This is a genomic window from Clostridium weizhouense (genome assembly GCF_019431045.1).
Lineage (GTDB): Bacteria > Bacillota > Clostridia > Clostridiales > Clostridiaceae > Clostridium > Clostridium weizhouense.
Map to the genome: position 1 here is coordinate 438,006 of NZ_JAHXPT010000001.1, position 26,981 is coordinate 464,986.

Below are 26,981 nucleotides of genomic sequence, written 5' to 3' on the forward strand. Positions count from 1 at the left end.
CCTCCATTTCTAATATATGAATGTAAAATATTTTAGCCATTATATTATACGCCTTAACATTATAAATTTAAAATATTTTATTTAAGTACATTCTTCTTATTCATTATTTCTTTAAATTTATGTCATTCTATAGTAAACTTTGATTATACATAATATTTAAAAAGGGGGATAAAATAATGATTATAAACGAAATTATAAAACCAAATTTTCATACTGTTAATATCAATGATCCTATAGATAATGTATTAACTTTAATGGGTAATCTTAATATTAATGGTATGCCAGTTGTGGATGATAACTCAAAACTAGTAGGTATGGTTGTTAAAGCTGATATATATAGATTTATGATGCAACCTGGACATTATTCTAGCTGTCCAGTTGAATGGGTTATGTCTAAATCAGTAATTACTGCCCAAGCAAATGAAGATTTAATAACTGTAGCTAACCGTTTAAGAAAAAATGAGATTATTGCAATGCCTGTTCTTCAAGATGAAAAACTTGTTGGCATTATTACTATTGAAAATTTATTAGACTATTTTTTAACTAATAATAACTAATATAATAAGGGGCATCTCGAAATCAATATACCATATCTCGAGACACCCCTTTTTCTATCTTTATATAATTAAAATTAATAGTTTTTAGTTCTATATTTATTTATCTAATGATTCATCAATATCTTTCATAGTTAAAGATATTCTCTTTCTCTTTTCATCAACTTCTATAATAGCTACCTTTACTATGTCACCAACTTTTACTATATCTAATGGATGTTTTACAAATCTATTTGCCATTTGACTCTTATGCACTAATCCATCTTGGTGAACCCCTATATCTACAAAGGCTCCAAAATCAGATACATTTCTAACTGTACCAGCTAAAACCATCCCTGGCTTTAAGTCTTTAATTTCTATTATACCCGTTTTAAGTATTGGTTTTGGCATTTCTTCTCTTGGATCTCTTCCTGGTTTCTTTAATTCTTTAATTATATCTTTTAATGTAAGCTCTCCAACTTCTAAAGTATCACTTAAAATTTTTAACCCTTTAGCTTGAGCTCTCTCATCAATATCTATTAAATTATTATTTTTTAAATCTTTCTTATCATATCCTAATAACTCTATTAATTTCTTAGCTATATCATAAGATTCTGGATGAACTGATGTATTATCTAATGGTTCCTTACTATCATCAACTCTTAAAAATCCTGCACATTGTTCATAAACTTTTTTACCTAATCTTTTTACTTTTAATAATTCTTTTCTTGATGTAAACTTTCCAACCTCTTCTCTGTACTCAACAATATTTTTAGCTATAGTTGCATTTATACCTGAAATATGATTTAAAAGTGAAGGAGTTGCTATATTTAAATCTACTCCAACAGTATTTACCGAATCTTCTACTACGCCTGCTAAAGATTCTTCTAACTTTTTAGGAGTAACATCATGCTGATATTGACCTACACCTATGGCCTTTGGATCTATCTTTACTAATTCTGCAAGAGGATCTTGTAATCTTCTTCCTATAGAAATTGCTCCTCTAACTGTAACGTCTAAATCAGGATATTCTTTAGTTGCAAGTTCAGATGCTGAATAAACAGAAGCCCCTGCCTCTGATACAATTACATAAGCTAATTCTTTTCCAGTTTCTTTTTTTATTTCACTTATCATTTCAGCAATTACCTCTTCTGATTCTCTTGATGCTGTACCATTTCCTAATGAAATTACATCCACATTATGTTTAGCTATAAGAGCTTTTAATATTTTTTTAGTTCCTTCAATATCCTTTTTAGGTAATGTTGGATATACTGCTGTATTTTCTAAAAATTTTCCTGTAGCATCTAATATCGCAATCTTACATCCTGTTCTAAATCCTGGATCATATCCCATAACTACCTTACCTTTTATAGGTGCTTGTAATAATAATGCTTTTAAATTTTCTTTAAAAATTTTAATAGCACCTTCTTCACCAATATCAGTTAATTCACTTCTTATTTCTCTTTCTATTGAAGGATAAATTAATCTTTTTAATGAATCTTTTATCGCTAATTTTAATTGTTCATCTAAAGTTAAATTTCCTTTTAATATGTTTCTTTCTAAATATGTTATAATTTTTTCTTCATTTATAGTAATCTTAACATTTAATATCTTTTCTTTTTCTCCTCTATTAATAGCTAGTATTCTATGTGGAGGAATTTTATTAACTGCTTCAGAATAATCATAATACATTTCATATGGAGTTGGCTGATCAGAATCTCCTTTTGATTCTATATTACCTTCTCTTATAACTAATTCTCTTATATATTTTCTATACTTAGCTTCATCTGATATATTTTCAGCTATTATGTCTAGTGCTCCTTGTATTGCTTCTCCACTAGTCATTACACCTTTATCCTCATTTATATATTTTGAAGCTTCAGCATTTATATCTCCATTAAAGATTCCTTCTTTAATCAGTTCTGCTAAAGGCTTTAATCCCTTTTCTTGTGCAATGATAGCCCTTGTTCTCTTTTTAGGTTTATATGGTCTATATATATCCTCTACTTCTGTTAAAGTAGTTGCTTTTTCTAACGCTAACCCTATTTCCTCAGTAAATTTTTCTTGTTCTTTAATTAATCTTACAACATCTGATTTTCTTTCTTCTAAATTTCTTAAATAATTAAGTCTTTCAAATAACTTTCTTAAAACTTCATCAGAAAGTCCACCAGTTGCTTCTTTTCTATATCTTGATATAAACGGAACTGTATTTCCATCATCTAATAATTGAATAACATTTTTGACTTGACTTAATTTTAATTGTAATTCTTCAGATAATCTTTCTTCTATTGATCTCATTGAATCCTCCTATATGTCCATATCATTTTTAGTAATGTCTTTAATTTAAATAATATATATGCTTCTAACTAGATATTGTTAATTAAAGATATAATTTTATATAAAAAGTATAAATGTAATAACTTAATTAGAACATATATATTAATATTTCGCTCAAATTCCAATTAGTATTATTTTTAACATCAAATAACAATATTAATCTAAAACTAGAATTAATAATATTATATCTTGCAAATTTAAATCTTCAAAAAGTAAGATTTCCCTATTAGAACACTATTAAGAAAATTTATTTTCTTAGCTAATTAAAAAATATCTATTGTAACTTTGAACTTTTTATTTATTTTCATATGACTAATTTATTGAATTATTATTATTACCCTATATATATATTATAACTTATTTGTAGTGACAACAATATTGATATACCTCTTTTTAATATATTTCTTTTTCTATATTGCCCTTATGTAAACCTAACTGTATAATTAAATTGTAAATATTTGGTAAAGGTGGTGTGTTCATGATTAAAGTCATAAATAAAGTTACCTCATTTTTATTATTATTTTTTATTTTAGTACTTTTATTAAATAAAGTTAAAGTAATTGATTACTCTGAGAATTTAAAAAATATATTCTATTTTTTAACTATTATTTTAACATTATTTTCATCTACTAATGTAGTTATAACAAGTAAATCAGGCTTTTTAAAATTTGTTAACGCTATTATTATCTTAGCTTTAATAATGGGTGGTATAATATCAATTTTAAAACCAGGACTAAATATATATATTTATATTTGTTTACTTTTAACTTCAATATATTGTACACTTGATATTTTTTATAGAAAGGCTTAAATCACCTGATGAAAAATAATTAATAAAATCTCCTAAAAATATTTTCATAAAATAATAACCATTTACTTTTTACAAATGGTTATTATTTTTACATATTATTAAGATAAAGTTCATATTGTTAAATAATAATTAATAAAATCTACTATATAAAATAATTTGTGAGAGGTAAAACATGAAAAAAATTATTTATCATAGTAGTTTATTTGTATTATTTATCTGTTTAACTTTTTCAGTATTTATACAAACTACATACTATCACTTTAATCCTTCAAATGTTAAATATAATATTAAATTAATCTCTTCCAATGAATATGAAGGAAGACTTACAGGAACATGTGGAAATGAAAAGGCAGCCTCCTTAATAGAAAACTTCTTTAAAAATAATAAACTCGCACCCCTTAATGATAGTTATAAAGAAAGTTTTGAAGTAACAACTCCAATAAAAAATAATAAAACTCCAGAACTTAAAATAGGTAAAAATAATGTAACTTTGCATGAATATAAATATGGAATTGACTTTAAAGAAGACATGCTAAATTTTGATGAAAACTCAGTTGTTTTCACCAAACAAGATATAGTTGATATATTACCAAGTTCATTAGTAATTAAACATAATGGAAAACAATATCTGTTTTATGTCTCATTAGAAAAAGGGTTTTCTTTTAGAAGTTCTTTTGATGATAATGCACAATATCAATTTTCTATTGCTATAACTACAGAATTGTTTAATGACATTTTAGATTCTTTAAGAGATGATAAAGAAGTAAGTATAACGATTCCTTATTCTGAAGAAAAATGTATTACATCAAATATAATCGGTAGAATAAAAGGTTACTCTAAAAATTTGCCACCACTTATTCTTACTGCTCATTTTGATCACATAGGTGTAGATAATTTAAATAATTATTATAATGGGGCTTTAGACAATGCTTCTGGTACAGCATTTTTATTAGAACTATCAAAAAATCTATCTAGTTTTATGAAGCCTAAAAGAGATATTATATTTGTTGCTTTAACTGGAGAAGAATTTGGACTTTTAGGTTCTTCACAGTTTGCCAATGAATATAAAGATTTAATAAAAGACAGCAAAGTAATTAACTTTGATATGATAGGTGCACCTAATACTCCGCTATCATTAATGGGCGGATCATGCAATAAAGATAAGGATAGCGAAATTTTAGATTCTTTAAAAGAAATATGTGATAAAAAAAATATAGCTTATAAAATAACTTTTGCTGATTGTAGCGATCATGCTAGCTTTGTAAAAGAAGGAATAGACTCTGTAACATTATGTCATTCTGATACATCTAAAATTCATACTCCTAATGATACAGTTGATTTTATAGATACATCTGCTATAAACGAAGTTTATTCAATCGTTGAAGATGAGATTTATAATTATGCTTATAATGATTTTATACTCTATTTATATAATCCCAATTTAATTTTATTTTTGTTTATAGCTTTTATTATAGTATTCTTTTTCCCTATCTTTAAGAAAAAACTTAAATTATATATTAATAAGAATAAACTTAAATAAGAATAAAAGTGTCTATGCTACATTTCAATAGACAATCGACAATTCAAGATATCTCCTTTGCTTAGATTTTATCAAGCTTCCAGGCTTCAAAATTCTATACTTTACTAAATATTAAAAAGACTATATCAAATACATAATATATTTTTTGAGATAGTCTTTTATATTTACTATATTTTAATCAATATTTATACTAGAGTATCTATAATATTTTAAAGCATATTATATTTTTCTAATAATTATTTTTTTAAATAAGCATTAATAAATGAATCTATTTCTCCATCCATAACTGCATTAGTATTTGATGTTTCAACATTAGTTCTATGATCTTTAACTAGGCTATAAGGATGAAATACATAAGATCTTATTTGACTTCCCCATCCCATATCTTTTAATTCTCCAGTTAAATCCTCTATTTTTTCTTTATGAGCTCTTTCTTTTAATTCTATCAATTTACATTTTAACATAGTCATAGCTGTATCTTTATTAGCAAATTGACTTCTTTCATTTTGACATTGGACAACTATACCTGTAGGAATATGTGTAATTCTTACTGCTGAATCTGTTTTATTGATATGTTGACCACCTGCCCCTGATGCTCTATAAGTGTCAATTTTAATATCATCTGATTTTATATCAATATCTTGTTCCTTTGTTATTTCTGGCAAAACTTCCATAGATGCAAAAGATGTTTGTCTTTTACCATTTGCATTGTATGGAGAAATTCTAACTAATCTATGAATCCCTTTTTCTGCTTTAAGATATCCATATGCATACTCACCTGTTACTTTTAAGGTAACACTCTTTATTCCTGCTTCATCACCTTGAAGCAAATCTAGAATATCTACCTTATATCCTTTCTTTTCACACCATCTTGTATACATCCTTAATAGCATTTCTGTCCAATCATTTGCATCGGTTCCACCAACACCAACATGAAGTGTTAATATAGCATTATTTCTATCATATTCTCCTGATAAAATTATTTCTATATTATAATCATCAATTTCTTTTTCTATTTCCTTTATAGTGTTTATTATCTCTATAGAAGATTCTTCATCATCATCTTCCATAATTTCTCTTAATACTTCAATATCTTCGATTTTTGATTGTAAATTTTCTACTCTTTGAATTTTATCTTTTATTCTTTTACTTTCTTTAGTAACCTCTTCTGCTCTCTTGACATCATCCCAAAATCCATTTTCCTGCATTTGAAATTCTAATTCATTTAGTTGTTTTTCTAATGATTCTTTGTCAAAGTGAAACACTCATTTCAACTATAGATTCTTTTAAGTTAGAAAGTTTCATTAATTCTTTTTCTAATTCAATAATCATCTACTTCACCTCTTTCATTGATTATATATATTTTAATTAATTTAATATATTTATAGTTTTTTATTTAATTTTTATAATATGAAAGGTTGGCTTCATGCCAACCCTTTCAATAAAACTAATATACTTTTAAGCTTCTCTACCACAACAATTCTTAAATTTCTTTCCACTTCCACATGGACATAAATCATTTCTTCCAAACTTTTGTGGATTTCTAACTGGACCTACTGGTGCTGATGGTGAATCTCCATGAACTGCTCCTGTTTCTTTAACAACTCTTTCTCTTTCTGGAGCTTTTTCTACTCTTACATGGAATAATAACTTAATAGTTTCTTCTTTAATAGCATCAATCATGTTTTCAAACATTTCACTACCTTCCATTTGGTATGCTTGAACAGGATCTACTTGTTTGAATGCTCTTAAGCCGATACCTTGTTTTAAATTATCCATATTATCTATATGATCCATCCATTTAGTATCAACCGCTCTTAAAAGTACAACTCTTTCTATTTCTCTTAATCTTTCAGAAGTAAATTCATTTTCTTTTTCTTCATAGAACTTAACTGCTGTTTCATATAAACTTTCTGTTATTTCATCCTTTGAAAGATTTTCAAGTGCTGGTAAATTCACAGAATTTGGTGGTATACATAAATCATTTAAGCTTACCATTAAATGTAAGAATTCTTCTCTACAATCTTCTGCTTCACCCTTTATATGAGTATAAACAGCATCTTTTATTACATCTTTCAACATATGTAGTATTTCTTCTTTTACATCTTGACCTTCAAGAACTTCTGATCTTTGTTTATAGATAACTTCTCTTTGCTTATTCATTACATCATCATATCCTAATAATGTTTTTCTGATATCAAAGTTGTTACCTTCAACTTTCTTTTGAGCATTTTCTATTGATTTAGAAACAAGTTTGCTTTCAATTGCTTCATCATCTTCTAAACCTAGTTTATCAACAACACCTTGAATTCTTTCTGATCCAAATATTCTCATCAAATCATCATCTAATGAAATAAAGAAAGTTGATTCACCATTATCTCCTTGTCTACCAGAACGTCCTCTTAATTGGTTATCTATTCTTCTTGATTCATGTCTTTCAGTACCTATAATTTTAAGCCCACCTAGTTCAGCAACACCTTCACCAAGTTTAATATCTGTACCTCTACCAGCCATATTAGTAGCTATAGTAACCATACCTTTTTCTCCAGCATGAGTTATTATTTCCGCTTCTTGTTCATGGAATTTAGCATTTAAAACTTGATGTTTTACGCCTCTTTTCTTAAGCCTACTTGAAATTAATTCTGATTTCTCTATACTTACTGTACCAACTAACACAGGTTGACCCTTTTGGTTGGCTTTTATTATTTCTTCAATAACTGCTTTTATTTTTCCATCTTCAGTCTTAAATACTAAATCTGGATTATCTATTCTGGCAATAGGTCTATGTGTTGGAACAACAATAACATCTAATCCATATATTTCTCTAAATTCATTTTCTTCAGTTAAAGCTGTACCTGTCATACCTGATAACTTTTGATACATTCTGAAGTAGTTTTGGAATGTAATAGTAGCTAAAGTTTTAGATTCTCTTGCTATCTTAACCCCTTCTTTAGCTTCTATTGCTTGATGAAGACCATCTGAATATCTTCTACCTTCCATAAGTCTTCCTGTAAATTCATCAACAATTATTACTTCGCCATCCTTAACCATGTAATCTTTATCTCTTCTCATTGCATAGTTAGCTTTTAAAGCTTGAGTAACATAATGTTGTAACTCTATATTTTCAGCATCAGCATAATTATCTACCTTAAAAGTTTGTTCAGCTTTATGAACACCTTCATCAGTTAACATTACTGCATTAGCTTTTTCATCTATTGTATAATCTTTTTCTTGTACTAACTTCTTAACAAAATAGTCTGCTACTTTATAGAATTCTGTAGATTTTTCTCCTTGACCTGATATTATAAGTGGAGTTCTAGCTTCATCAATTAAAATTGAGTCAACTTCATCGACTATACAGAAGTTTAATTCTCTTTGAACTCTTTCTTCTTTATATATAACCATGTTATCTCTTAAGTAGTCAAAACCAAATTCATTATTTGTTCCATAAGTTATATCTGAATTATAAGCTTCCCTTCTTTGATCATTATTTAAATCATGAATAATAACTCCAGTTGTTAATCCTAAGAATCCATATAATTCTCCCATTTGTTCTTTATCTCTTTTTGCAAGATAATCATTAACTGTTATTATGTGAACGCCTTTACCTGCTAATGCATTTAAATATGCTGGTAATGTTGCAACTAACGTCTTACCTTCACCTGTTTTCATTTCAGCTATTCTACCTTGATGAAGTACAACTCCTCCGATAAGTTGTTCATCATAATGTTTCATTCCTAATACTCTTGTTGATGCTTCTTTAACAACTGCAAATGCTTCTGGTAAAATATCATCTAACGATTCTCCATTATTAAATCTTTCTCTAAATTCAGCAGTCTTTGCTTTTAACTCATCATCTGAAAGTTTTTGCATTGCTTCATCTAAGTCATTTATCTGATTAATTATAGGTCTAATTCTCTTTACTTCTCTTTCACTATATGTTCCAAATACGGCACTTAATAATCCCATAATGTCATCCTTTCAAATTACATATTTTGATAATAAAAGTGTAATTCTTTTACTACAAATCGTACATTCTGTAATTATAACATTTTTCATTCATTGTTTTCAATAAAATTTACAATTTTTGTTTGAGGTATAATTAATTTTAGACACATTAAATAAAATAATAATTAAAAGATATAAAACTATACAAAACTATTATTTTTTAATATTTCTTACATATAATAATCCTCCTAGTTTTATACTAGGAGGATCTCTAAGTAATCTATCTATATTCAGGATCTAATAAACCATAATCTCCATCTTTTCTTTTATAAACAACATTAACTTTGCTTGACTTTGCATCTTGATATACAAAGAAATTATGTCCTATTAATTCCATTTGAAGAATAGCTTCTTCAATATCCATCGGCTTAACTCCAAACTTCTTTCTTCTAACAAGTTTTGCTTGCTCCTCTTCTTTAGGTAATAAATCAACTATTTCTCCATATTTTAAAGATTCATGTTTTTTTCTTGATAATTTGGTTTTTTGTTTTCTAATTTGTCTTTCCAATTTATCTTCAACCAAATCTATAGCTGTGTACATATCTGTATTTGATTCTTCTCCCCTTAATAAAACTCCATTAAAAGGTATCATAACCTCTACTATTTGCCTGTTTCTTTGAACGCTTAATGTTGCTTTTGCTTCTATATCAGAATCAAAATATTTTCCTAATTTAGATATCTTCTTTTGCACCATTTCTCTTAATGCATTAGTTATTTCAATATTTTTTCCTATAACTGTTACTTTCATAAAGTCCAGCCCCTCTCTGTATAAAAACTTTTATAGACAAAATATAGTTTTATTAATTATATTCTACTACGTATTAATAAAGTTAACAAGGGTAATTTTCTGAATTTACTGAACATTATGCCATTTTTATATTTATTTGAATTTTTACAAAATTATTCCTGTTAAGTGTAAAAAAATATAAAAGAGTAAAGCTAGTTGACCTGGTTTTTGCCCCCACACCCGCCTGCTGGAGCTTTTGCTACTAGAAATTAATCCCTCACTACTAACCCTCTCACTCTTCATGAATGGCAGGACTCACTTCTATACCGCACCATGCTCATTAGATATTTTATCTAACTTAAGTGGATCGTTTTGCCTGCGACTAGCATCGACTTTCAACCACAAACCTAGCTTTACAATAATATTATATATGACTTTTGGCTAAGGTCAATAGTTTTATTTCTTTTGCACCATATTTTTTTAATAAATTATAGCCTTCCATTATTGTATATCCTGTAGTTGTTACATCATCTATTAATATAATTTTTTTATTTTTTAATTTAATATGATGCTTTATATTAAAAGCTCCTTTAATATTTTCAGCTCTTTCTTGTTTTTTTAGAGTTTTTTGTTCTTTTGTCTCTTTAACTTTAATTAATATTTCTAAATGTTCAACATATAAATCTTTTGATATTATTTTAGCTAAATATTCACATTGATTAAACCCTCTAATTTTTTTAGATTTTTTTGAAATAGGTATATACGTAATTATATAATCTTTATAATTAATATTTTGGATTATATATTCTTCCAAAAGTTTCGCTAATATATTCCCAGCAGTAAAATTATTTTTATACTTAAATTTAAGTATTAACTCTTTTAATACTCCTCCATAATATCCATAGCTTATTATATCATCACTTAAACAGGTTTGAACTTTCTTAATCTTTCTCTTACAAGTATTACATATTCCAACACAGTCCTCTGTATTACATAAAATACAATAATTTTCTATAGGATAAATTACTGTACATATACCATCATATATATTTTTTATAATCTTATTAAATTTTTTTCCCATATCTTCTTATTAAATTCTCTTGCCAAATCTTTTGCTTTATCCATATCTTCTGAAATAGTATTAGAAACTAATATTATTTCTGGTAAATCAGTATTTATTTTTCCTATCTTACCACATAAATATAGTAATTTTTTATACGTATATCTTTTATTATCACAAAATAAAATAACAGCATTATTAATAAGGCAATATTCACTTAACTCCTCTAATTTATTGGTTATTATAAATATTGCCTTATCTTTATACTTTGATACTCTCTCACATTTCTTTATTTCTTCTTGTTTAGAAACCTTAATTACTTTAACTTCTTTCATTACCAATTGATTAGTAAAATAATCATAAACCAAGTTTAAAGTTTCTTCATTTGGCGTATATATAGCAATTTTATCTCTGTTTTTTGCAAACCACTTTAAATATTCATACAAATTATAAGGAATATCTGTATTTAAATTTATTCTTGTTGTTAAAATCCTTGGTTCTACAAATGGTTTGTCACAATTATAAGATGATACTTCTATCGCTTCTCCACTTAACCAATTTTTTTCTATTCCATAATAAATTACTTTTTTACCTAGCTTTAAACATAACTCTACTTTTTTTCTTGAGCTTATATTATCTATATTAGAAAAGTAAGTTATATCATCTAATATTACTAAATCATATTCACCTTTAATTAAAGATAAAATTTTCTCATTTACAAATATTAAATCCGTAGTACCATTCCCGCCCTCAATATATGAATAACTTATATTTATATTAATCTCTTTTAATAAAGTTATTAATTCTCTATTCTCTCTATTGTTAGACCATACATAAAGAATCTTGCCGCCTTGTTCTGCAATTTCATTTATTATATTAGCAAAAATATATGATGTGTTAAAAGGTACAGTAAGTATTGTTAATAATCTTATATTTTTCTTATACCAATGAGCTATTTTACCTATTGCATAATCAAGTTCCTCATAATTAAGATTAATACCTTTGCTCATTTAAATACGCTCCTTTTTATTCTGTAATTTCAAGTATTCTTGAACTAAATTTTAATATAGAGATATTTTATCCAAGCCACTTATACAATTTTTTGTTAAATTTCTTCAAATGTCTTATTTACTATATCTTTAATTCTATATTTTAATGATGAATGTCTCTCCATACTATTAGTATTATTAACCATATACATTAGTGCCTTTTTTATTCCAACAACAACTACAAGTTCTTTAGCTCTTGTAATTCCTGTATACAATAAATTCCTGTTCATTAGAAATGGTGTTCCCATAAATACAGGAATAAGAATTACTTTAAATTCACTTCCTTGACTTTTATGTATTGTAGTTGCATAAGCTAAATCTAATTCATCTAAAAATGTAAAATCATATGTAACTTTTCTTTCATCATCAAATATAATCGTTAAACATTTTCGTTCTTCGTCTATACTTTGAATAAATCCTAAATCTCCATTGAAAACTCCTACACCTTCATTTTCTCCATAGCCTTTAATCCTAAACCATTTTAAAGAATAATTATTTTTAGTTTGCATAACTTTATCTCCTTCTCTAAAAATAACATCCTTTATATTTTTTTCTTTTTTATCTTTTGATGGTGGATTAAATATTTGTTGAAGTTTTATATTTAAATTATTTACTCCTAATACACCTTTCCTCATAGGACTTAATACTTGCATATCCCTAAGCTTATTCCAAGAATTATTAAATTTAGGTAATCTTCTATTCATTAAATCTATAATTGTTGTTACTGTTTTATCTGGATTTTCTTCATTTATAAAGAAAAAGTCTTTATTTTTTTGGTTTAAAATAGGCATTTCTCCTTGGTTTATTCTATGTGCATTAACTGTTATTAAACTTTCATTCCCCTGCCTAAATATTTCTTTTAATCGTACTACTTTAATATATTCACACTCAATCAAATCTCTTAATACATTTCCTGCTCCAACTGATGGTAATTGATCCACATCACCAACTATTATCAGTCTAGTTCCTAAATTAATAGCCTTTAATAAATTATGCATAAGTACTATATCTATCATTGAAGCTTCATCTATAATAATAACGTCTGAATCTAGCAACGATCCCTCTGTTTTTCCAAATACAGAATCATTTTCTTCTGAAACACCTATCTCTAATAATCTATGAATTGTTTTTGCTTCTCTTCCTGTAGATTCTGTCATCCTTTTAGCAGCTCTTCCTGTTGGTGCTCCTAATATAACTTTCATCCCATTTTTTTCATATATATCTATTATACATTTTATTATTGTAGTCTTTCCTGTTCCTGGTCCTCCAGTTATAATTTCAATTCCATTACTAAATGCCCCTATTATTGCTTCTCTTTGAGAGGAAGCAAATTGAATATTATATTCTTTTTCAAAAACATTTACCTCAAAATCTAAATCAGAATTTATAGTTTGTATTTGTTGCATACCTAAAGTAATTATTTTATTAGTAACACCTAATTCACAATAATAATATGGAAGTAAAAAAGCAGCTTCTATATCATCTACTTTTTCTAAAACTATTTCTTTATTTGAAGCTATTAAATCTATATTTTCCTCTATTAACTCATTAGATAGTGATAAAAAATCCTTACATTCCTCTACTACCTTTTCTTTAGGCATATATGTATTACCTAATAAACAAAATTGATTTATAACATATTTAATAGTACTTTGAACCCTAAAACTAGAGTCACTTTCAATCCCAAGATTCATAGCAATTCTATCTGCAGTCTTAAATCCAATCCCAGTAATCTCTTCAGATAATATATATGGATTTTCTTTAACTATCTGTCTTGCGTTAGGTCCTAGCTTTTTATATATATTAACGCACTGATTATTACTTAATCCATACTCATGAAAATATATCATAATATCTTTTAATGCATGCTGTTCTATATATGACTCATAGATAATCATAAATTTCTTTTTTCCTATACCCTCTATTTCCATAAGGCGTTCTATATGATTTTCTAATATATCTAATGTTTGATCTCCAAACTCATCAATTATCTTTTTAGCTGTTACCGGACCTATACCATGTATTATTCCAGCACTTAAATAACGTTCTATTCCTTCTAATGAATTTGGAATTATTTCTTCAAATTCACATATATTAAATTGCTCTCCGAACTGTTTATGTACTATCCAATTCCCCTGCAACTTTACATTTTGGCCTTCTTTAATAAACGGAACTGTTCCTACCGCATTAATTAAATTTTTTGAAGTTCTAATTTTACAGACTGCATAACCTGTTTCTTCACTTTTAAAAACAATGCTTTCAACAAAGCCATTTATTATTTCCATATAATCTCTCCAAACTTTCTGATAACTAAATACTTATTAAAATCTATTATATATATTTCTAATTATATATTGATAATTAAATATATACATTTATATAAAGATTATAAATGTATCAACTTAATTAGAATATATATCATTAAAAATTCTTGTTATGTTAAATTTTATATAATTACTACTATTATATATTATAAGCTATATTTCTTTAAAAACTACAATTGTAGTAACTAATCATTCTACATTTTATTTATTAACCGCTATTAAGTTTCATAACTAAGTTAATTATATTTTAATAGAGATTAGAAACTTATAAAACCTTTTATAAAATTAAAATATTTTATAATAAATAGGGACTATCTTAAATACATAAAAATGTCATTTAAAATAATCCCTAATAATTATTTAATAAAAAATAAATCATATTATTCATAAAAAATAACAGACCATTATCTTTGTGCTATTATTTTTCTATATATCTTATATATATTTTTTTATTTCTTCAACTTTATTTAAATTTTCCCATGGTAAATCAACATCTGTTCTTCCGAAATGTCCATAAGCAGCTGTTTGTTTGTAGATAGGTCTTCTTAAATCAAGATCTCTAATTATAGCACCTGGTCTTAAATCAAATACTCTTTCTACAATTTCAACTATCTTATCTTCTCCCATTTTTCCTGTTCCAAAAGTTTCAACTTCAATAGAAACTGGTTTTGCAACTCCAATAGCATAAGCTAATTGTATTTCTAATTTATCTGCTACTCCTGCTGCTACTAAATTCTTAGCTACCCATCTTGCAGCATATGCAGCTGATCTATCTACTTTAGTTGGATCCTTTCCTGAGAAAGCTCCTCCACCATGTCTACCATAACCACCATAAGTATCAACAATAATCTTTCTACCTGTTAATCCTGAATCTCCTTGTGGACCACCAACAACGAATCTTCCAGTTGGGTTTATGAAGTATCTTGTTTCACTATCTAATAATTCTGCTGGTACTACAGCTTTTATAACATGTTCTTTAAGATCTTTTTCTATTGTTTCTAATGATACATCTTCTCCATGTTGAGTTGAAATAACAATAGTATCAATTCTTTTTGGTTTATTATCTTTATATTCAACAGTAACTTGAGTTTTACCATCTGGTCTTAAGTATCCCAAAGTACCATTCTTTCTTACTTCTGTAAGTCTTCTTGATAATTTATGAGCCATTGCTATTGGAAGTGGTAAAAATTCTTCTGTTTCATTTGTAGCAAATCCAAACATCATACCTTGATCTCCAGCACCTACAGCTTCAACAGCATCTTTATCACCTTTTCTTGATTCATAAGCTTCATCTACACCCATAGCAATATCTGCTGATTGTTCATCTATAGCTGTAATAACAGAACAAGTATCGCAATCAAAGCCATATTTTGCTCTATCATAACCAATATTTCTTACTGTTTCTCTAACAACTTTAGGAATATCAACATAACAATTAGTTGTTATTTCCCCCATAACCATAACCATACCTGTTGTTGTGCAAGTTTCACATGCAACTCTAGCAGTAGGATCTTTTTCTAAAATAGCATCTAAAATAGAATCTGAAATTTGATCACACATTTTATCTGGATGACCTTCTGTAACTGACTCTGAAGTAAATAATCTCTTCATAGTTTTCTCCTTTCATTTTTAAGCCTTAATTGTTAAAACCTCTATATATAATAATATTTATAATAATGATATTATTATACATAAAAAAAACCCTTCAGATAAGAAGAGAATATAATATAATCTCTCTTATCTTGTAGAACACAATTCTACAGGAATTGGCACCTTGTAAATAACAGGTTGCCGGGTTTCATCGGGCCCTTTTCCCTCCACCTCTCTTGATAAGAGTATAATATTTAATTTTTAAACAATTTTATCATATTAATTTTAAACGGTCAATATTATAATTGTATTTTTTATTAATTTTAACATATATTAAAAAGCTTAACTTATTTTAAATATACCTAAATTTTATCAAACTTCTATAAAATTTTCAAATATAAAAACTTTATAATTTTTTTGTATATTTGCATAAATAAAAAAAGAACAAAAATTTGTTCTTTTGGTGGAGGAAGATGGATTTGAACCATCGAAACGAAACGTAACAGATTTACAGTCTGCCCCCTTTGGCCACTCGGGAATTCCTCCGTATTTAATGGAGCTGGCAATAGGAATCGAACCTACAACCTGCTGATTACAAGTCAGCTGCTCTACCGTTGAGCCATGCCAGCATATATATTTAATTATTATAATTATGGTGGGCACAACAGGGCTCGAACCTGTGACCCTCTGCTTGTAAGGCAGATGCTCTCCCAGCTGAGCTATGCGCCCATAATTTGGTGGAGGAAGATGGATTTGAACCATCGAAACGAAACGTAACAGATTTACAGTCTGCCCCCTTTGGCCACTCGGGAATTCCTCCGTATTTAATGGAGCTGGCAATAGGAATCGAACCTACAACCTGCTGATTACAAGTCAGCTGCTCTACCGTTGAGCCATGCCAGCATATATATTTAATTATTATAATTATGGTGGGCACAACAGGGCTCGAACCTGTGACCCTCTGCTTGTAAGGCAGATGCTCTCCCAGCTGAGCTATGCGCCCATAATTTGGTGGAGGAAGATGGATTCGAACCATCGAAACGAAACGTAACAGATTTACAGTCTGCCCCCTTTGGCCACTCGGGAATTCCTCCATATTTGTTTTTTATCAGTTGATTTCTGTCGATCAACAATGACTAGTATATATTCAAAATCATTTTATTTCAAGCATAACATATGCCTATTTAAGCAAATTAAATCCACCAATCTATGTTTTTTGATAAAATACTCTATTTTAAGGCATAACTTAAATTTATTTTGTTAAGTTCTCATCTAAATATTTAAGATCTATAAAATTTGAACATATCTCTCTAATTCTTAGATAATCATTTGATGATAATCTAGTACTAAGTATTTTAAAAACTTCAACTACACTTTTAGTATCATCTTTTATTTTTAAACATTCTTTTATTCTTCCGATATCAGCTGTTGATAACTTTAATATTATTCTATTTAAATCTTTTTTATCTTCATCGCATAAATTTTTCTCTATTGTATCTTTATTTTTTGTATATATAGATTTTGAATATGACATAACACTTATACAATCATTATCTAATTTATCTATTTTATAACCATAGTCTTTAGGATTCCAATAAAAAATTAAATATGCATTCATTATTATTGCAAATCCCATAAACACATATGTTATAACTTTTCTCATAACATCACCTCTAATTTTATCTTTTCCCACATTATGGAATTTTATTCTAATTTTTATCATTTTTATCCAGTTACATCATATATATATTTTAAGAAGGAGGTATTTCATTTGACAAAGCATAAAATAAACTATAAATCACCAATTGCTTGTTGTAAAATTTCTGAAGCACTTAAAGAGTATATGAGTGATGAAACTATAATAGTTTGTATTGGTACTGATAAATGTATTGGGGATTGTTTAGGTCCTTTAGTCGGATCAATTTTAATAGATAATTTATTCCCTTTACCTATATATGGAACATTATCACATCCTATACATGCATTAAATATAGATGCTCGTTTAGATGAAATATACAAAAAACATCCTAACTCACCTATAATTGGAGTGGATGCTTGTTTAGGTGATAGAAGTGCTATAGGAGAAATTCATACAAGAGATTATGCAATACATCCTGGTAAAGGAGTTGGTAAAGATTTACCTGAAGTTGGTATTGCTTCTATAATAGGTATAGTAGATTCTGTTAATAATTCTCAGCTCTTTTCATCATATAGTATCAGATTATCGTTAGTCATGGATATGGCAAAATTAATATCAAATGCTTTAATTGAAGCTTATAATCTTAGTAAAAACAATTTTTCTTTTAATAAAAATATATAAATAAAATCAAACCCTAAAATATAAATTTTAGGGTTTGATTTTATTGCTTTATTCAATAAGAACTATCTCTTGTGAATTTAAAGCACTATCTAATTTATCTAATTGTCCTAAAACAGCTCCAGTCCCTTCAGCAACACATTCAACAGAATTTTCAGCTATTGTTACTTCAACACCAGTTCTAAACTCTATAAGCTTATCTAATCCATATAGTAATGCGCCACCTCCAGTCATTAAAATACCTTTTTCTATAATATCTGCTGCTAACTCAGGTGGAGTTCTTTCCAATACAGCTTTTACAGCATCAATTATGTATTCTACTGACTCTTCTAATGCTTCTCTTACTTCTTCTGTGCTTATCTCTAATTCATCAGGTAGTCCTGTTACTAAATTTCTACCTTTCATCATAGCGGTCAAATTTCTAGACCCTTTAAAAGCAGCACCTATGTTTATTTTTAAATCTTCAGCTGTTTTTTCTCCAATCATTATTTTGTACTTATTTCTTACATACTTTATAATAGCTTCAGTGAATTTATCTCCAGCAACCTTAATTGAGCTTCTTTCAACAATACCACCTAATGAAATAACTGCAATATCGCAAGTTCCTCCTCCAATATCTACAACCATATTTCCATTAGGTTTACTTATGTCAACACCTGCACCAATAGCTGCTGCTAATGGTTCTTCAATTAAATGAACTGTTTTTGCTCCTGAATTTCTTGCTGCATCAAGAACTGCTCTCTTTTCTACCTCAGTGGCTTGAGAAGGCACACAAACTATAACTTTAGGTGCTGTAATATTCCTCTTTCCACATGCTTTTCTTATAAACTCTTTTAGCATTCTTTCTGTTACATCATAATTAGAAATAACACCATCTCTTAGTGGACGAACAGCAACTATATTTCCAGGTGTACGACCTATCATCTTTCTTGCTTCTTCTCCAACTGCTAATAATTTATTATTATTTTTATTAATTGCTACTACAGAAGGCTCTTTTAATATAACACCTTTTCCCTTTACATAAACCAATACAGTAGCTGTACCTAAATCAATTCCAAGGTCTGTCCCAGTTCTCCAAAACCACATTCCTCATTCACTCCTAAAACGTATATTCTTGCCATTAATAACATAATTCTACTAATACTATATTATAACCTCAATATTCGCATCATTCAATAGCTTTATATTTCATTTTAGTAGCTTTTCCACCTCTAATGTGACGTTCAGCTTTATTTAATTCTAAAATAGAATGAGTTTCTTTTGCAATCATAGGATTTATTTTAGGAAGTCTTTCTGTCATGTCTTTGTGAATAGTACTTTTACTTACCCCAAAAACTTTGGCTGTTTTTCTTATTGTGGCTTTTGAATCTATAATATATTTTGCAACTTCTAATACCCTTTCTTCAATATAATCCTTCAAAATATAACCTCCTTTAAATTAATATATTCTTATTAAATAAACTTTTAATTTCCATATTCTAATTGTGTATTAACCAGCATTTTAAATTAATAAAATAGCTGGTTAATACTTTTTATTAATCTTTAATTTGCTTTAAAACTAAAATATTTTTCCGGATTTACTTGTTCTCCATTAGCATTAATTACTTGTAAATTTAAAAATTCTCCATAATTCTTAGTATCAAATAATTTAGCACTATTTCCTACTTTACCAATAACTTGATTAGCAGTAACCTTATCACCAATCTTAACAGATACATCCTTATCAAGATTTCCGTATCTTGTCTTTAATCCATTAGAGTGTTTAATTTGTACAACTACGCCTTCTTCAACACCTGAATTTTCTACTGCCTCAACAACACCATCTGATGCTGCTTTAACCTCTGCTCCAGCCTTAGAACTTACATTTATTCCTCTAATTGTTCTATATACATTGTCCTCAACTTTTACTGGTTTTGGATAAGTATATCCCCTACTTATAGTTCCATTTATTGGGTTTGATAGTTTACTACTTGCATTAGTAGATGAAACAGTTTTAGAATTTTCTTTAGATGCTACTTCTTTGTTTGTATTGTTTGTATTATTTTTATTAGTTGTATTCTCTACTCTCTCCGCATTTGGAATTTCATTAGTTACGCTTTTATCATTAATATTTAATGCTACTTCTTTTTGTTGTTCTTGTGTCTTAATTAATTGCTTATGGCTATTTATTCTTTTATAAGAAACTGTACCTACTGCTGCCATTATGCAAAGACATAAAAACAAAGCAATATAAAAGCTCTCCTTTCTAAATAAATCTCTAAACTTATGTTTAAAATTTTTGTCCATATTAACACCTCCTTTTCTCATTATTTCCCTTTTATAGAAATTAATACACCAATAATGATTTTTATGAATAAAAATTAATTTAAATTTAAATAAAACTTTGTATTTAAGCATCTTCAAAAAGAATAAAAAAAATAATAGATTAAAATGATTAAATAGTTTATTTCATTAATTTAAAACAAACTATTCAATTCATGCTTAATCTATTATTTTATTTCATATATATAAAACGTAGTTATAATCCTTTATTTATATTTTATCTCTTCAATTTCTACCCCATTGTAATAATGTTTTAATATTTCATCATATTTTTTACCCTCTTTAGCCATAACATTAGCTCCCCATTGACTCATACCAACACCATGACCATATCCAGTACAATCTATTTTCACAGAGTTATTGCTTATATTCCATTTAAAATTAGTTGAATTTAAATTAAATAAAGTTCTAAAGTCTTTACCCTTTATCACCTCATCTCCTAATTGAAGTTCTTTTACACTCCCACTTTCAGTATAAGATTTTACCTTTATAGCAGATGATATATTTTTTTCTGTTATTTTTGCCTTAGAGTATTTACTGTTAATTTTGTTAATAAATTCTTTTATCTTGATTTCAACTGAACTTTTATACTTTGGTGCAATTTCCTCTCCTTTACTTTCTTTTGATTTAAGATATGGTACATCTGATGAGAATACATCTTTTGCATCTTCTGTTTTTCCAGAACTTACTGCAAAAAATTGAGGATATTCTAATACCTTTCCATCATAAACAAGAATCTGTCCTTTTGTATCATCAACTGCTTTTTTGATTTTTTCCCAATTATCTGTAGCTTCTTTTTTGCTCCAACTTTTCATCCTTGATTCTTTATCCATATAAACTTGACAATGTGTAGTATCGCATATTTCTGCACCATTTTTTTCTGCATCCTTACACGGATTATTTATTTTATTTACATAATAAGTCCTGGCTGCTACAGCTTGCGCTTTTAAAGCTTCTTCATCAAAATTAGCGGGTACTTCACCAGAAACTACTGATGTAATATACTCTTCCAAATCTAATTCATAAACTTTATTTTCAGACTTTCTATATAACTTAACTTTTTTATTTTTAGGAAGTTCTAATTCTGTTGATTTTTTTATAACGCTATCATTAATATTAAAAGGCTTAAATTTATTAAAATCTAATTTTAAAAAAGCTATAGGAAATAAAATTAATACTAATACTATAATTAATGTGGTTAAAACAATAAGCTTAACATCCTTATTTATTTTATACTTCATACTTATCCCCTCTCTAAGTCCCTACAAATAAATATATGCTCTAATATTAAGAATTATGTTAAGCATATATTAAAATATAAACTTAAAGGGCAAGATATCTAATCTTGCCCTTTAAGTTTATACATCAATTCTATAAACCTCTGCACCTAATTTTCTAAACTTTTCTTCTACATTAACATATCCTCTATCTATATGATATATATCACCTATTCTAGTTTCTCCCTCTGCTGCTAACCCTGCTAAAATCATAGCCGCTCCACCTCTTAAGTCTGTAGCCTTAACATCGCATCCAGTTAATCTAGATACCCCTTCTATAATTGCAGTTCTTCCATCAATTTTTATATTAGCTCCCATTCTTGTTAAATCTGTGACATGCATAAATCTATTTTCAAATACAGTTTCTGTTATAATACTTATTCCTTGCGTAATAGATAAAAGACTCATAATTTGTGCTTGCATATCAGTCGGGAATCCAGGATATGGTAATGTCTTAATATCAACCGCTTTTTTCATTTTTGTTCCATCTACTATAATAGAATTTTCATTATATTTGCTAAATAAAAATCCACATTCTTTTAATTTTTCTATAACAGGTCTCAAATGTTCTTCATTAATTCCATTAATTTTTATCTTACTATTTGTTATTCCTGCTGCTATCATAAATGTTCCTGCTTCTATTCTATCGTATATAGGAGTATACTCTATGCCTTTTAAACTTCTTACTCCATGTATAATAATTTTTCCTCTTCCTGCACCTTCTATTCTTGCACCCATTTTATTTAAAAATCTAGCAAGATCTTCAATTTCTGGCTCTTCAGCTGCATTTTCTATTATTGTTGTTCCTTCAGCTAAAACAGCTGCCATTAATATATTTTCGGTAGCTCCAACTGAAGGGAAGTCAAGATATATTCTATTACCAATTAATTTTTTTGCCTGTACTTCTACAAATCCATATCCAATATTTACGTCTGCACCAAGTAGTTTAAACCCTTTAAGATGTAAATCTATAGGTCTACTTCCTATATTGCATCCACCCGGCAAACACAACTTGCAATACCCAAATCTTGCAAGCATAGAGCCCATTATTAAAAAAGATGCTCTCATTTTTTTTATTAAATCTGTATTAGTATTTTCAGGACTTATATTACTAGTATTAATTTTTAATTTATTATCTATTTGAGAAAAATTGACTTCACAATTTAGCTTAGCTAATAGTTTACAAATGACCTCTACATCTTCTAACATAGGAGTATTATTTATAGTAATACTCTCTGGACATAATATAGTTGCTGCAATTATAGGTAATATTGAATTCTTAGCACAACTTATATTAACTTCACCATTAAGTTCTTTTACACCCTTAACTATTATTTTTTCCATATTATCCTCCATAAATAATTGTTAAACACTAAAAATTAGACACAATGCTTTTTTTAATCAAGAAAATAACTAGAATTTTATTATCTATTGGGTATATAATCCTAGTCTTTCTTTATTAAAAATTAATTGTTACTTTATTCTTAATGCTTTAATATGTTGTAAATATTATTGGTGTAGCAATAATTACATACGAATCAGTATTATAGTTAGACAGTGCAAAATTAACTTTTTCTCCATCTTTTAAGCTTCCAGTTCCAGTATAGCCATTATTAATTTTTATTATATCTATATTTTTAATATATTGTGAAGCATTTAACCAATCCCTAAATTTATCATTTGATATATTTTCTACTTTTCCTTTATAATATAAAAACATTTGTATATTCTCTGACTTTTTATCGCTTAAGGATTTTAATATATTCTTTAAGTACTCTATTTTATATTGAGAATTAGTATTTATTAAAATAACTTCAACATAAGTATAATTATCTACACACCATAAATTTGCACTAATATTAAAATTATTATTCAATATTTCAAATTTATTTCTGTCAATTTCAGTATATATCCCTTGAATATTACTAATCAAACTTTGCTTAATTAATGAATATTCTTCTTCAATACTTACTTTAGTTTTAAATTGGATTTTTACACCATTCTCTTCAAATTGACTTTTATTTAGCATGCTATTTTCTATTTCATAGAAGGACTTATTAATCATCTGTTGCTTAGAAATAGCCCCCATATTAAAAAATGATATCAATATAAGTAACATTAAACTAATCTTAAACTTCATACCTATACCCCCTATTCATTTCTTTAATTATGCTCAGCTATTTCAATTTCTATTCTACTTTTATTTAACTTTATAATATAATATATAGATTTTTTGTTAATTTGTGATAATTTAATAGTATTAATAATAAAAAACCGCCAATGCTACTATGAAACGTCCATTTTTTCACACATTTGACTTTTTAAAATACAGTATTCTAGAAATTATCAACTGATTATCCAATAATATAATTCACTAAAAAAATAAAAGCTTAAGAGGTATCCCTCTTAAGCTTTTATTTTTTTAATTTTATACGTTCAACTGCTCTTAATAATGCTAATTCGGCTCTTTCTTTATTGTATTTATTAGATTCTTTTAATCTTCTTTCAGCTCTTACTTTAGCTTTCTCTGCTCTTTCAAAGTCAATATCCTCTTGTTTTTCTGCAGCATCACTACATATTGTTAATCCATCTGAATCAACATTTACAATTGCTGTAGAAACAAATACTTCTTCAACTTCGCCCTCTGCATTATTAATCTTTACAATAGAAGGTATTGTACTTGTTATCATCTCTGCATGATTTGCCAATATCTCTAAATTCCCGCCAGCATTTTTTAAAAATACTTTTTGAACTTCTCCATTATATACATCATGAGTAGGTGTAACAATTTTTAGTAAAAAGGTATTAGGCATAATCGCTCATCCCCTTATCCTAACTTTTTAGCTTTTTCTACTGCATCATCAATAGATCCAACAAATAAGAATGCTGATTCAGGTAAATTATCATGTTTACCTTCTAATATTTCTTTAAATCCTCTTATTGTTTCTTTTATAGGAACATATTTTCCTGGCATACCAGTAAATTGTTCTCCAACAGTAAATGGTTGTGATAAAAATCTTTGAATTCTTCTTGCTCTAGCTACAACTGCCTTATCTTCATCTGATAATTCATCTACACCAAGTATTGCTATAATATCTTGTAATTCTTTATACTTTTGAAGAACATTTTTTACTTGTGTAGCAACTTTATAGTGTTCTTCTCCAACTACTCTTGGATCTAATATTCTAGATGAAGATTCCAATGGATCTACTGCAGGATATATACCAAGTTCAACTATACTTCTTGATAAAACTGTAGTCGCATCTAAATGTGAGAATGTTGTAGCTGGTGCTGGATCTGTTAAGTCATCCGCTGGAACATATACAGCTTGAACTGATGTTATAGATCCATTAACAGTTGATGTTATTCTTTCTTGAAGTGCTCCCATTTCTGTAGCTAATGTTGGTTGATATCCAACTGCTGAAGGTATTCTTCCAAGTAAAGCCGAAACCTCTGAACCAGCTTGAGTAAATCTAAATATATTATCTATAAATAATAATACATCTTGACCTTGATCTCTAAAATACTCTGCCATAGTTAATCCAGTTAAAGCAACTCTCATTCTAGCACCTGGTGGTTCATTCATTTGACCAAATACTAAAGCTGTTTTAGCAATAACTCCTGAATCCTTCATTTCATGATATAAATCATTACCTTCTCTTGATCTTTCTCCAACACCTGTGAAAACTGATAATCCACCATGTTCTTTAGCTATATTATTTATTAACTCTTGGATTAATACTGTCTTACCAACTCCAGCTCCTCCAAATAGACCTATCTTACCACCTCTTTGATATGGTGCAAGTAAATCTATAACTTTAATTCCTGTTTCAAACATTTCAGGCTCAACTGATTGATCTTTAAAACTAGGAGCTGCTCTATGAATTGGATATTCCTCTTTTGCATTTATTTCTCCACAATTATCTATAGGATCTCCTAAAACATTAAATAATCTTCCTAGTACATCATTACCTACAGGAACACAAATAGGCTTTCCTGTATCAACAGCTTCCATTCCTCTTTTTAACCCTTCAGTAGCTTCCATTGAAATTGCTCTAACAATGTCATCTCCAACATGTTGTTCAACTTCTGCCACTAATTCATGATCTCCCATATTTATATGAATACCATTATATAAATTAGGAAGTGAGTCTGAATCGAATTTTATATCTATTACTGGTCCAATTACTTGAACTACTTTTCCAATCTTTCCAGGCATAAGATACCTCCTTACTATTTTTGAGCTTCTGCTCCTCCAACAATTTCACTTATTTCTTGTGTAATAATTTGTTGTCTAATTCTATTAAATTTAAGATTTAAATTAGATAACAAATCATTAGCGTTTTGAGTAGCTCCATCCATTGCTGTCATTCTTGAACTTTGTTCACTACATTTTGAACTTAATAAAATACTTCTAACTTTTGCTTTTAAATAGATATTTAAGCAATCGCCTAATACTTGTTCTACATTAGGTTCAATAATACAATTACTTGATACTTTATCAAGTTTTTCTATAGGCAAAATCCTAGTTGATTTTTGTTGCTGTTTAACTGGTGAAATAAATTCAGAGTATACAATATTGACTTCTGAAACTTCTCCGTTAATATACATTTCAAGAGCTTTTTCAAAAATAATTTTAGCTTCTGTAACAGTTGGTAGATCAGAAATATCTACATATTCATTAATTGGATCAATTCCAGTCTTTTTAACATATCCAATCCCTCTTTTTCCAACTACAACAACATTTGTATCTCCATCATCTTTTTTCACTAGGGTTTCCAAGTAAGATACTATATTAGCATTGAATCCTCCACATAAACCTGTATCTGATGTCATAACTATATACAATTTATCTTTACTATTATTTCCGTTAAAATAAATACTTTGTTCTTCATCAGAAATTGAGCTTGCAAGTTTCTTTACAATTTTTTCAGTTGATTCAACGAATTTATTATTTAACAACAATTCTTTTCTACATTTTCTTAACTTAGAAGTGGCAACAAGTCCCATAGCATTAGTAATTTTTCTTGTACTTTCTACTGATTTAATTCTTCTTTTTATATCAATTAATCCAGCTGCACACATG

General features: G+C 27.7%; 22 protein-coding genes, 7 tRNA genes and 1 riboswitch. Of the genes, 4 read left to right on the plus strand and 25 right to left on the minus strand.

Annotation, left to right across the window (positions count from 1 at the left end; translation table 11 throughout):
• Window positions 1–176: 176 nt before the first annotated feature.
• On the plus strand, window positions 177–557 hold the full coding sequence (locus tag KYD98_RS02055) for a CBS domain-containing protein (RefSeq protein WP_219777919.1): 381 nt from the start codon (window positions 177–179) through the stop codon (window positions 555–557).
• 96 nt (window positions 558–653) lie between these two features.
• Here the strand turns inward: KYD98_RS02055 and KYD98_RS02060 are convergent, their stop codons facing one another.
• Complete coding sequence (locus tag KYD98_RS02060) at window positions 654–2,831, minus strand: Tex family protein (RefSeq protein ID WP_219777920.1); 2,178 nt, start codon at window positions 2,829–2,831, stop codon at window positions 654–656.
• Window positions 2,832–3,348: 517 nt separating this feature from the next.
• Here KYD98_RS02060 and KYD98_RS02065 point away from each other — a divergent pair.
• On the plus strand, window positions 3,349–3,681 hold the full coding sequence (locus KYD98_RS02065; RefSeq protein WP_219777921.1) for a hypothetical protein: 333 nt from the start codon (window positions 3,349–3,351) through the stop codon (window positions 3,679–3,681).
• Window positions 3,682–3,853: 172 nt separating this feature from the next.
• On the plus strand, window positions 3,854–5,221 hold the full coding sequence (locus tag KYD98_RS02070; RefSeq protein WP_219777922.1) for a M28 family metallopeptidase: 1,368 nt from the start codon (window positions 3,854–3,856) through the stop codon (window positions 5,219–5,221).
• Between the two features lie 236 nt (window positions 5,222–5,457).
• Here the strand turns inward: KYD98_RS02070 and prfB are convergent.
• The 15 genes from prfB to KYD98_RS02145 form a co-directional block, all read right to left on the minus strand.
• Window positions 5,458–6,553, minus strand: a protein-coding gene (gene prfB / locus KYD98_RS02075) for a peptide chain release factor 2 (protein ID WP_219777923.1) whose coding sequence is annotated in 2 segments (ribosomal slippage) — window positions 5,458–6,474 and window positions 6,476–6,553 — 1,095 coding nt in all. Because the reading frame shifts where the segments join, the coding sequence is not laid out codon by codon here.
• Window positions 6,554–6,679: 126 nt separating this feature from the next.
• On the minus strand, window positions 6,680–9,190 hold the full coding sequence (secA, locus tag KYD98_RS02080) for a preprotein translocase subunit SecA (RefSeq protein ID WP_219777924.1): 2,511 nt from the start codon (window positions 9,188–9,190) through the stop codon (window positions 6,680–6,682).
• Window positions 9,191–9,449: 259 nt separating this feature from the next.
• Window positions 9,450–9,977: a ribosome hibernation-promoting factor, HPF/YfiA family gene (gene hpf / locus KYD98_RS02085; protein WP_219777925.1), complete on the minus strand. Its 528-nt coding sequence runs from the start codon at window positions 9,975–9,977 to the stop codon at window positions 9,450–9,452.
• Between the two features lie 403 nt (window positions 9,978–10,380).
• Window positions 10,381–11,037, minus strand: a complete 657-nt coding sequence (locus KYD98_RS02090; protein WP_219777926.1) for a ComF family protein — start codon at window positions 11,035–11,037, stop codon at window positions 10,381–10,383.
• On the minus strand, window positions 11,010–12,026 hold the full coding sequence (locus KYD98_RS02095; RefSeq protein WP_219777927.1) for a hypothetical protein: 1,017 nt from the start codon (window positions 12,024–12,026) through the stop codon (window positions 11,010–11,012). The genes KYD98_RS02090 and KYD98_RS02095 overlap by 28 nt, the downstream gene beginning before the upstream one ends.
• A gap of 95 nt (window positions 12,027–12,121) precedes the next feature.
• Window positions 12,122–14,350 (minus strand): SF1B family DNA helicase RecD2, encoded by a 2,229-nt coding sequence (recD2, locus tag KYD98_RS02100; protein ID WP_219777928.1) that lies wholly within the window; start codon window positions 14,348–14,350, stop codon window positions 12,122–12,124.
• Window positions 14,351–14,824: 474 nt separating this feature from the next.
• Window positions 14,825–16,000, minus strand: coding sequence for a methionine adenosyltransferase (gene metK / locus KYD98_RS02105; protein ID WP_219777929.1), 1,176 nt, complete (start codon window positions 15,998–16,000; stop codon window positions 14,825–14,827).
• 123 nt (window positions 16,001–16,123) lie between these two features.
• Window positions 16,124–16,225, minus strand: a riboswitch (SAM riboswitch).
• Between the two features lie 215 nt (window positions 16,226–16,440).
• A tRNA-Tyr gene (locus KYD98_RS02110) sits at window positions 16,441–16,525 on the minus strand.
• A gap of 8 nt (window positions 16,526–16,533) precedes the next feature.
• Window positions 16,534–16,608: transfer RNA gene (locus KYD98_RS02115), tRNA-Thr, on the minus strand.
• 24 nt (window positions 16,609–16,632) lie between these two features.
• Window positions 16,633–16,708 (minus strand) — tRNA-Val (locus KYD98_RS02120).
• Window positions 16,709–16,714: 6 nt separating this feature from the next.
• Window positions 16,715–16,799, minus strand: a tRNA-Tyr gene (locus KYD98_RS02125).
• An 8-nt stretch (window positions 16,800–16,807) separates the two neighbouring features.
• Window positions 16,808–16,882 (minus strand) — tRNA-Thr (locus KYD98_RS02130).
• Window positions 16,883–16,906: 24 nt separating this feature from the next.
• Window positions 16,907–16,982: transfer RNA gene (locus KYD98_RS02135), tRNA-Val, on the minus strand.
• 6 nt (window positions 16,983–16,988) lie between these two features.
• Window positions 16,989–17,073 (minus strand) — tRNA-Tyr (locus KYD98_RS02140).
• A 158-nt stretch (window positions 17,074–17,231) separates the two neighbouring features.
• Window positions 17,232–17,642 (minus strand): hypothetical protein, encoded by a 411-nt coding sequence (locus KYD98_RS02145; protein WP_219777930.1) that lies wholly within the window; start codon window positions 17,640–17,642, stop codon window positions 17,232–17,234.
• Between the two features lie 108 nt (window positions 17,643–17,750).
• Between KYD98_RS02145 and yyaC the strand changes: the two genes are divergently transcribed.
• Window positions 17,751–18,299: a spore protease YyaC gene (gene yyaC / locus KYD98_RS02150; RefSeq protein WP_258049578.1), complete on the plus strand. Its 549-nt coding sequence runs from the start codon at window positions 17,751–17,753 to the stop codon at window positions 18,297–18,299.
• A gap of 48 nt (window positions 18,300–18,347) precedes the next feature.
• On the opposite strand, the gene KYD98_RS02155 is transcribed toward yyaC, so the two are convergent.
• The 9 genes from KYD98_RS02155 to atpG all read right to left on the minus strand — a co-directional run bounded on the left by KYD98_RS02155 (window position 18,348) and on the right by atpG (window position 26,980).
• Window positions 18,348–19,382 carry a rod shape-determining protein gene (locus KYD98_RS02155; RefSeq protein WP_219777932.1) on the minus strand — a complete coding sequence of 345 codons (1,035 nt, stop codon included), beginning with the start codon at window positions 19,380–19,382 and terminating at the stop codon, window positions 18,348–18,350.
• A gap of 82 nt (window positions 19,383–19,464) precedes the next feature.
• On the minus strand, window positions 19,465–19,716 hold the full coding sequence (gene spoIIID / locus KYD98_RS02160) for a sporulation transcriptional regulator SpoIIID (protein WP_219777933.1): 252 nt from the start codon (window positions 19,714–19,716) through the stop codon (window positions 19,465–19,467).
• Window positions 19,717–19,838: 122 nt separating this feature from the next.
• Window positions 19,839–20,582 carry a M23 family metallopeptidase gene (locus KYD98_RS02165; RefSeq protein WP_219777934.1) on the minus strand — a complete coding sequence of 248 codons (744 nt, stop codon included), beginning with the start codon at window positions 20,580–20,582 and terminating at the stop codon, window positions 19,839–19,841.
• Between the two features lie 242 nt (window positions 20,583–20,824).
• Window positions 20,825–21,859 carry a stage II sporulation protein D gene (gene spoIID / locus KYD98_RS02170; RefSeq protein ID WP_219777935.1) on the minus strand — a complete coding sequence of 345 codons (1,035 nt, stop codon included), beginning with the start codon at window positions 21,857–21,859 and terminating at the stop codon, window positions 20,825–20,827.
• Window positions 21,860–21,976: 117 nt separating this feature from the next.
• Window positions 21,977–23,239: a UDP-N-acetylglucosamine 1-carboxyvinyltransferase gene (gene murA / locus KYD98_RS02175; RefSeq protein WP_219777936.1), complete on the minus strand. Its 1,263-nt coding sequence runs from the start codon at window positions 23,237–23,239 to the stop codon at window positions 21,977–21,979.
• A 148-nt stretch (window positions 23,240–23,387) separates the two neighbouring features.
• On the minus strand, window positions 23,388–24,035 hold the full coding sequence (locus tag KYD98_RS02180; RefSeq protein WP_219777937.1) for a hypothetical protein: 648 nt from the start codon (window positions 24,033–24,035) through the stop codon (window positions 23,388–23,390).
• Window positions 24,036–24,309: 274 nt separating this feature from the next.
• Window positions 24,310–24,708, minus strand: a complete 399-nt coding sequence (gene atpC, locus KYD98_RS02185) for an ATP synthase F1 subunit epsilon (RefSeq protein ID WP_219777938.1) — start codon at window positions 24,706–24,708, stop codon at window positions 24,310–24,312.
• 14 nt (window positions 24,709–24,722) lie between these two features.
• Window positions 24,723–26,114, minus strand: a complete 1,392-nt coding sequence (gene atpD / locus KYD98_RS02190) for a F0F1 ATP synthase subunit beta (protein WP_219777939.1) — start codon at window positions 26,112–26,114, stop codon at window positions 24,723–24,725.
• A gap of 14 nt (window positions 26,115–26,128) precedes the next feature.
• A complete protein-coding gene (atpG, locus tag KYD98_RS02195; RefSeq protein ID WP_219777940.1) occupies window positions 26,129–26,980 on the minus strand; it encodes an ATP synthase F1 subunit gamma in 852 nt (283 codons plus the stop codon).
• Window position 26,981 lies beyond the last annotated feature (1 nt).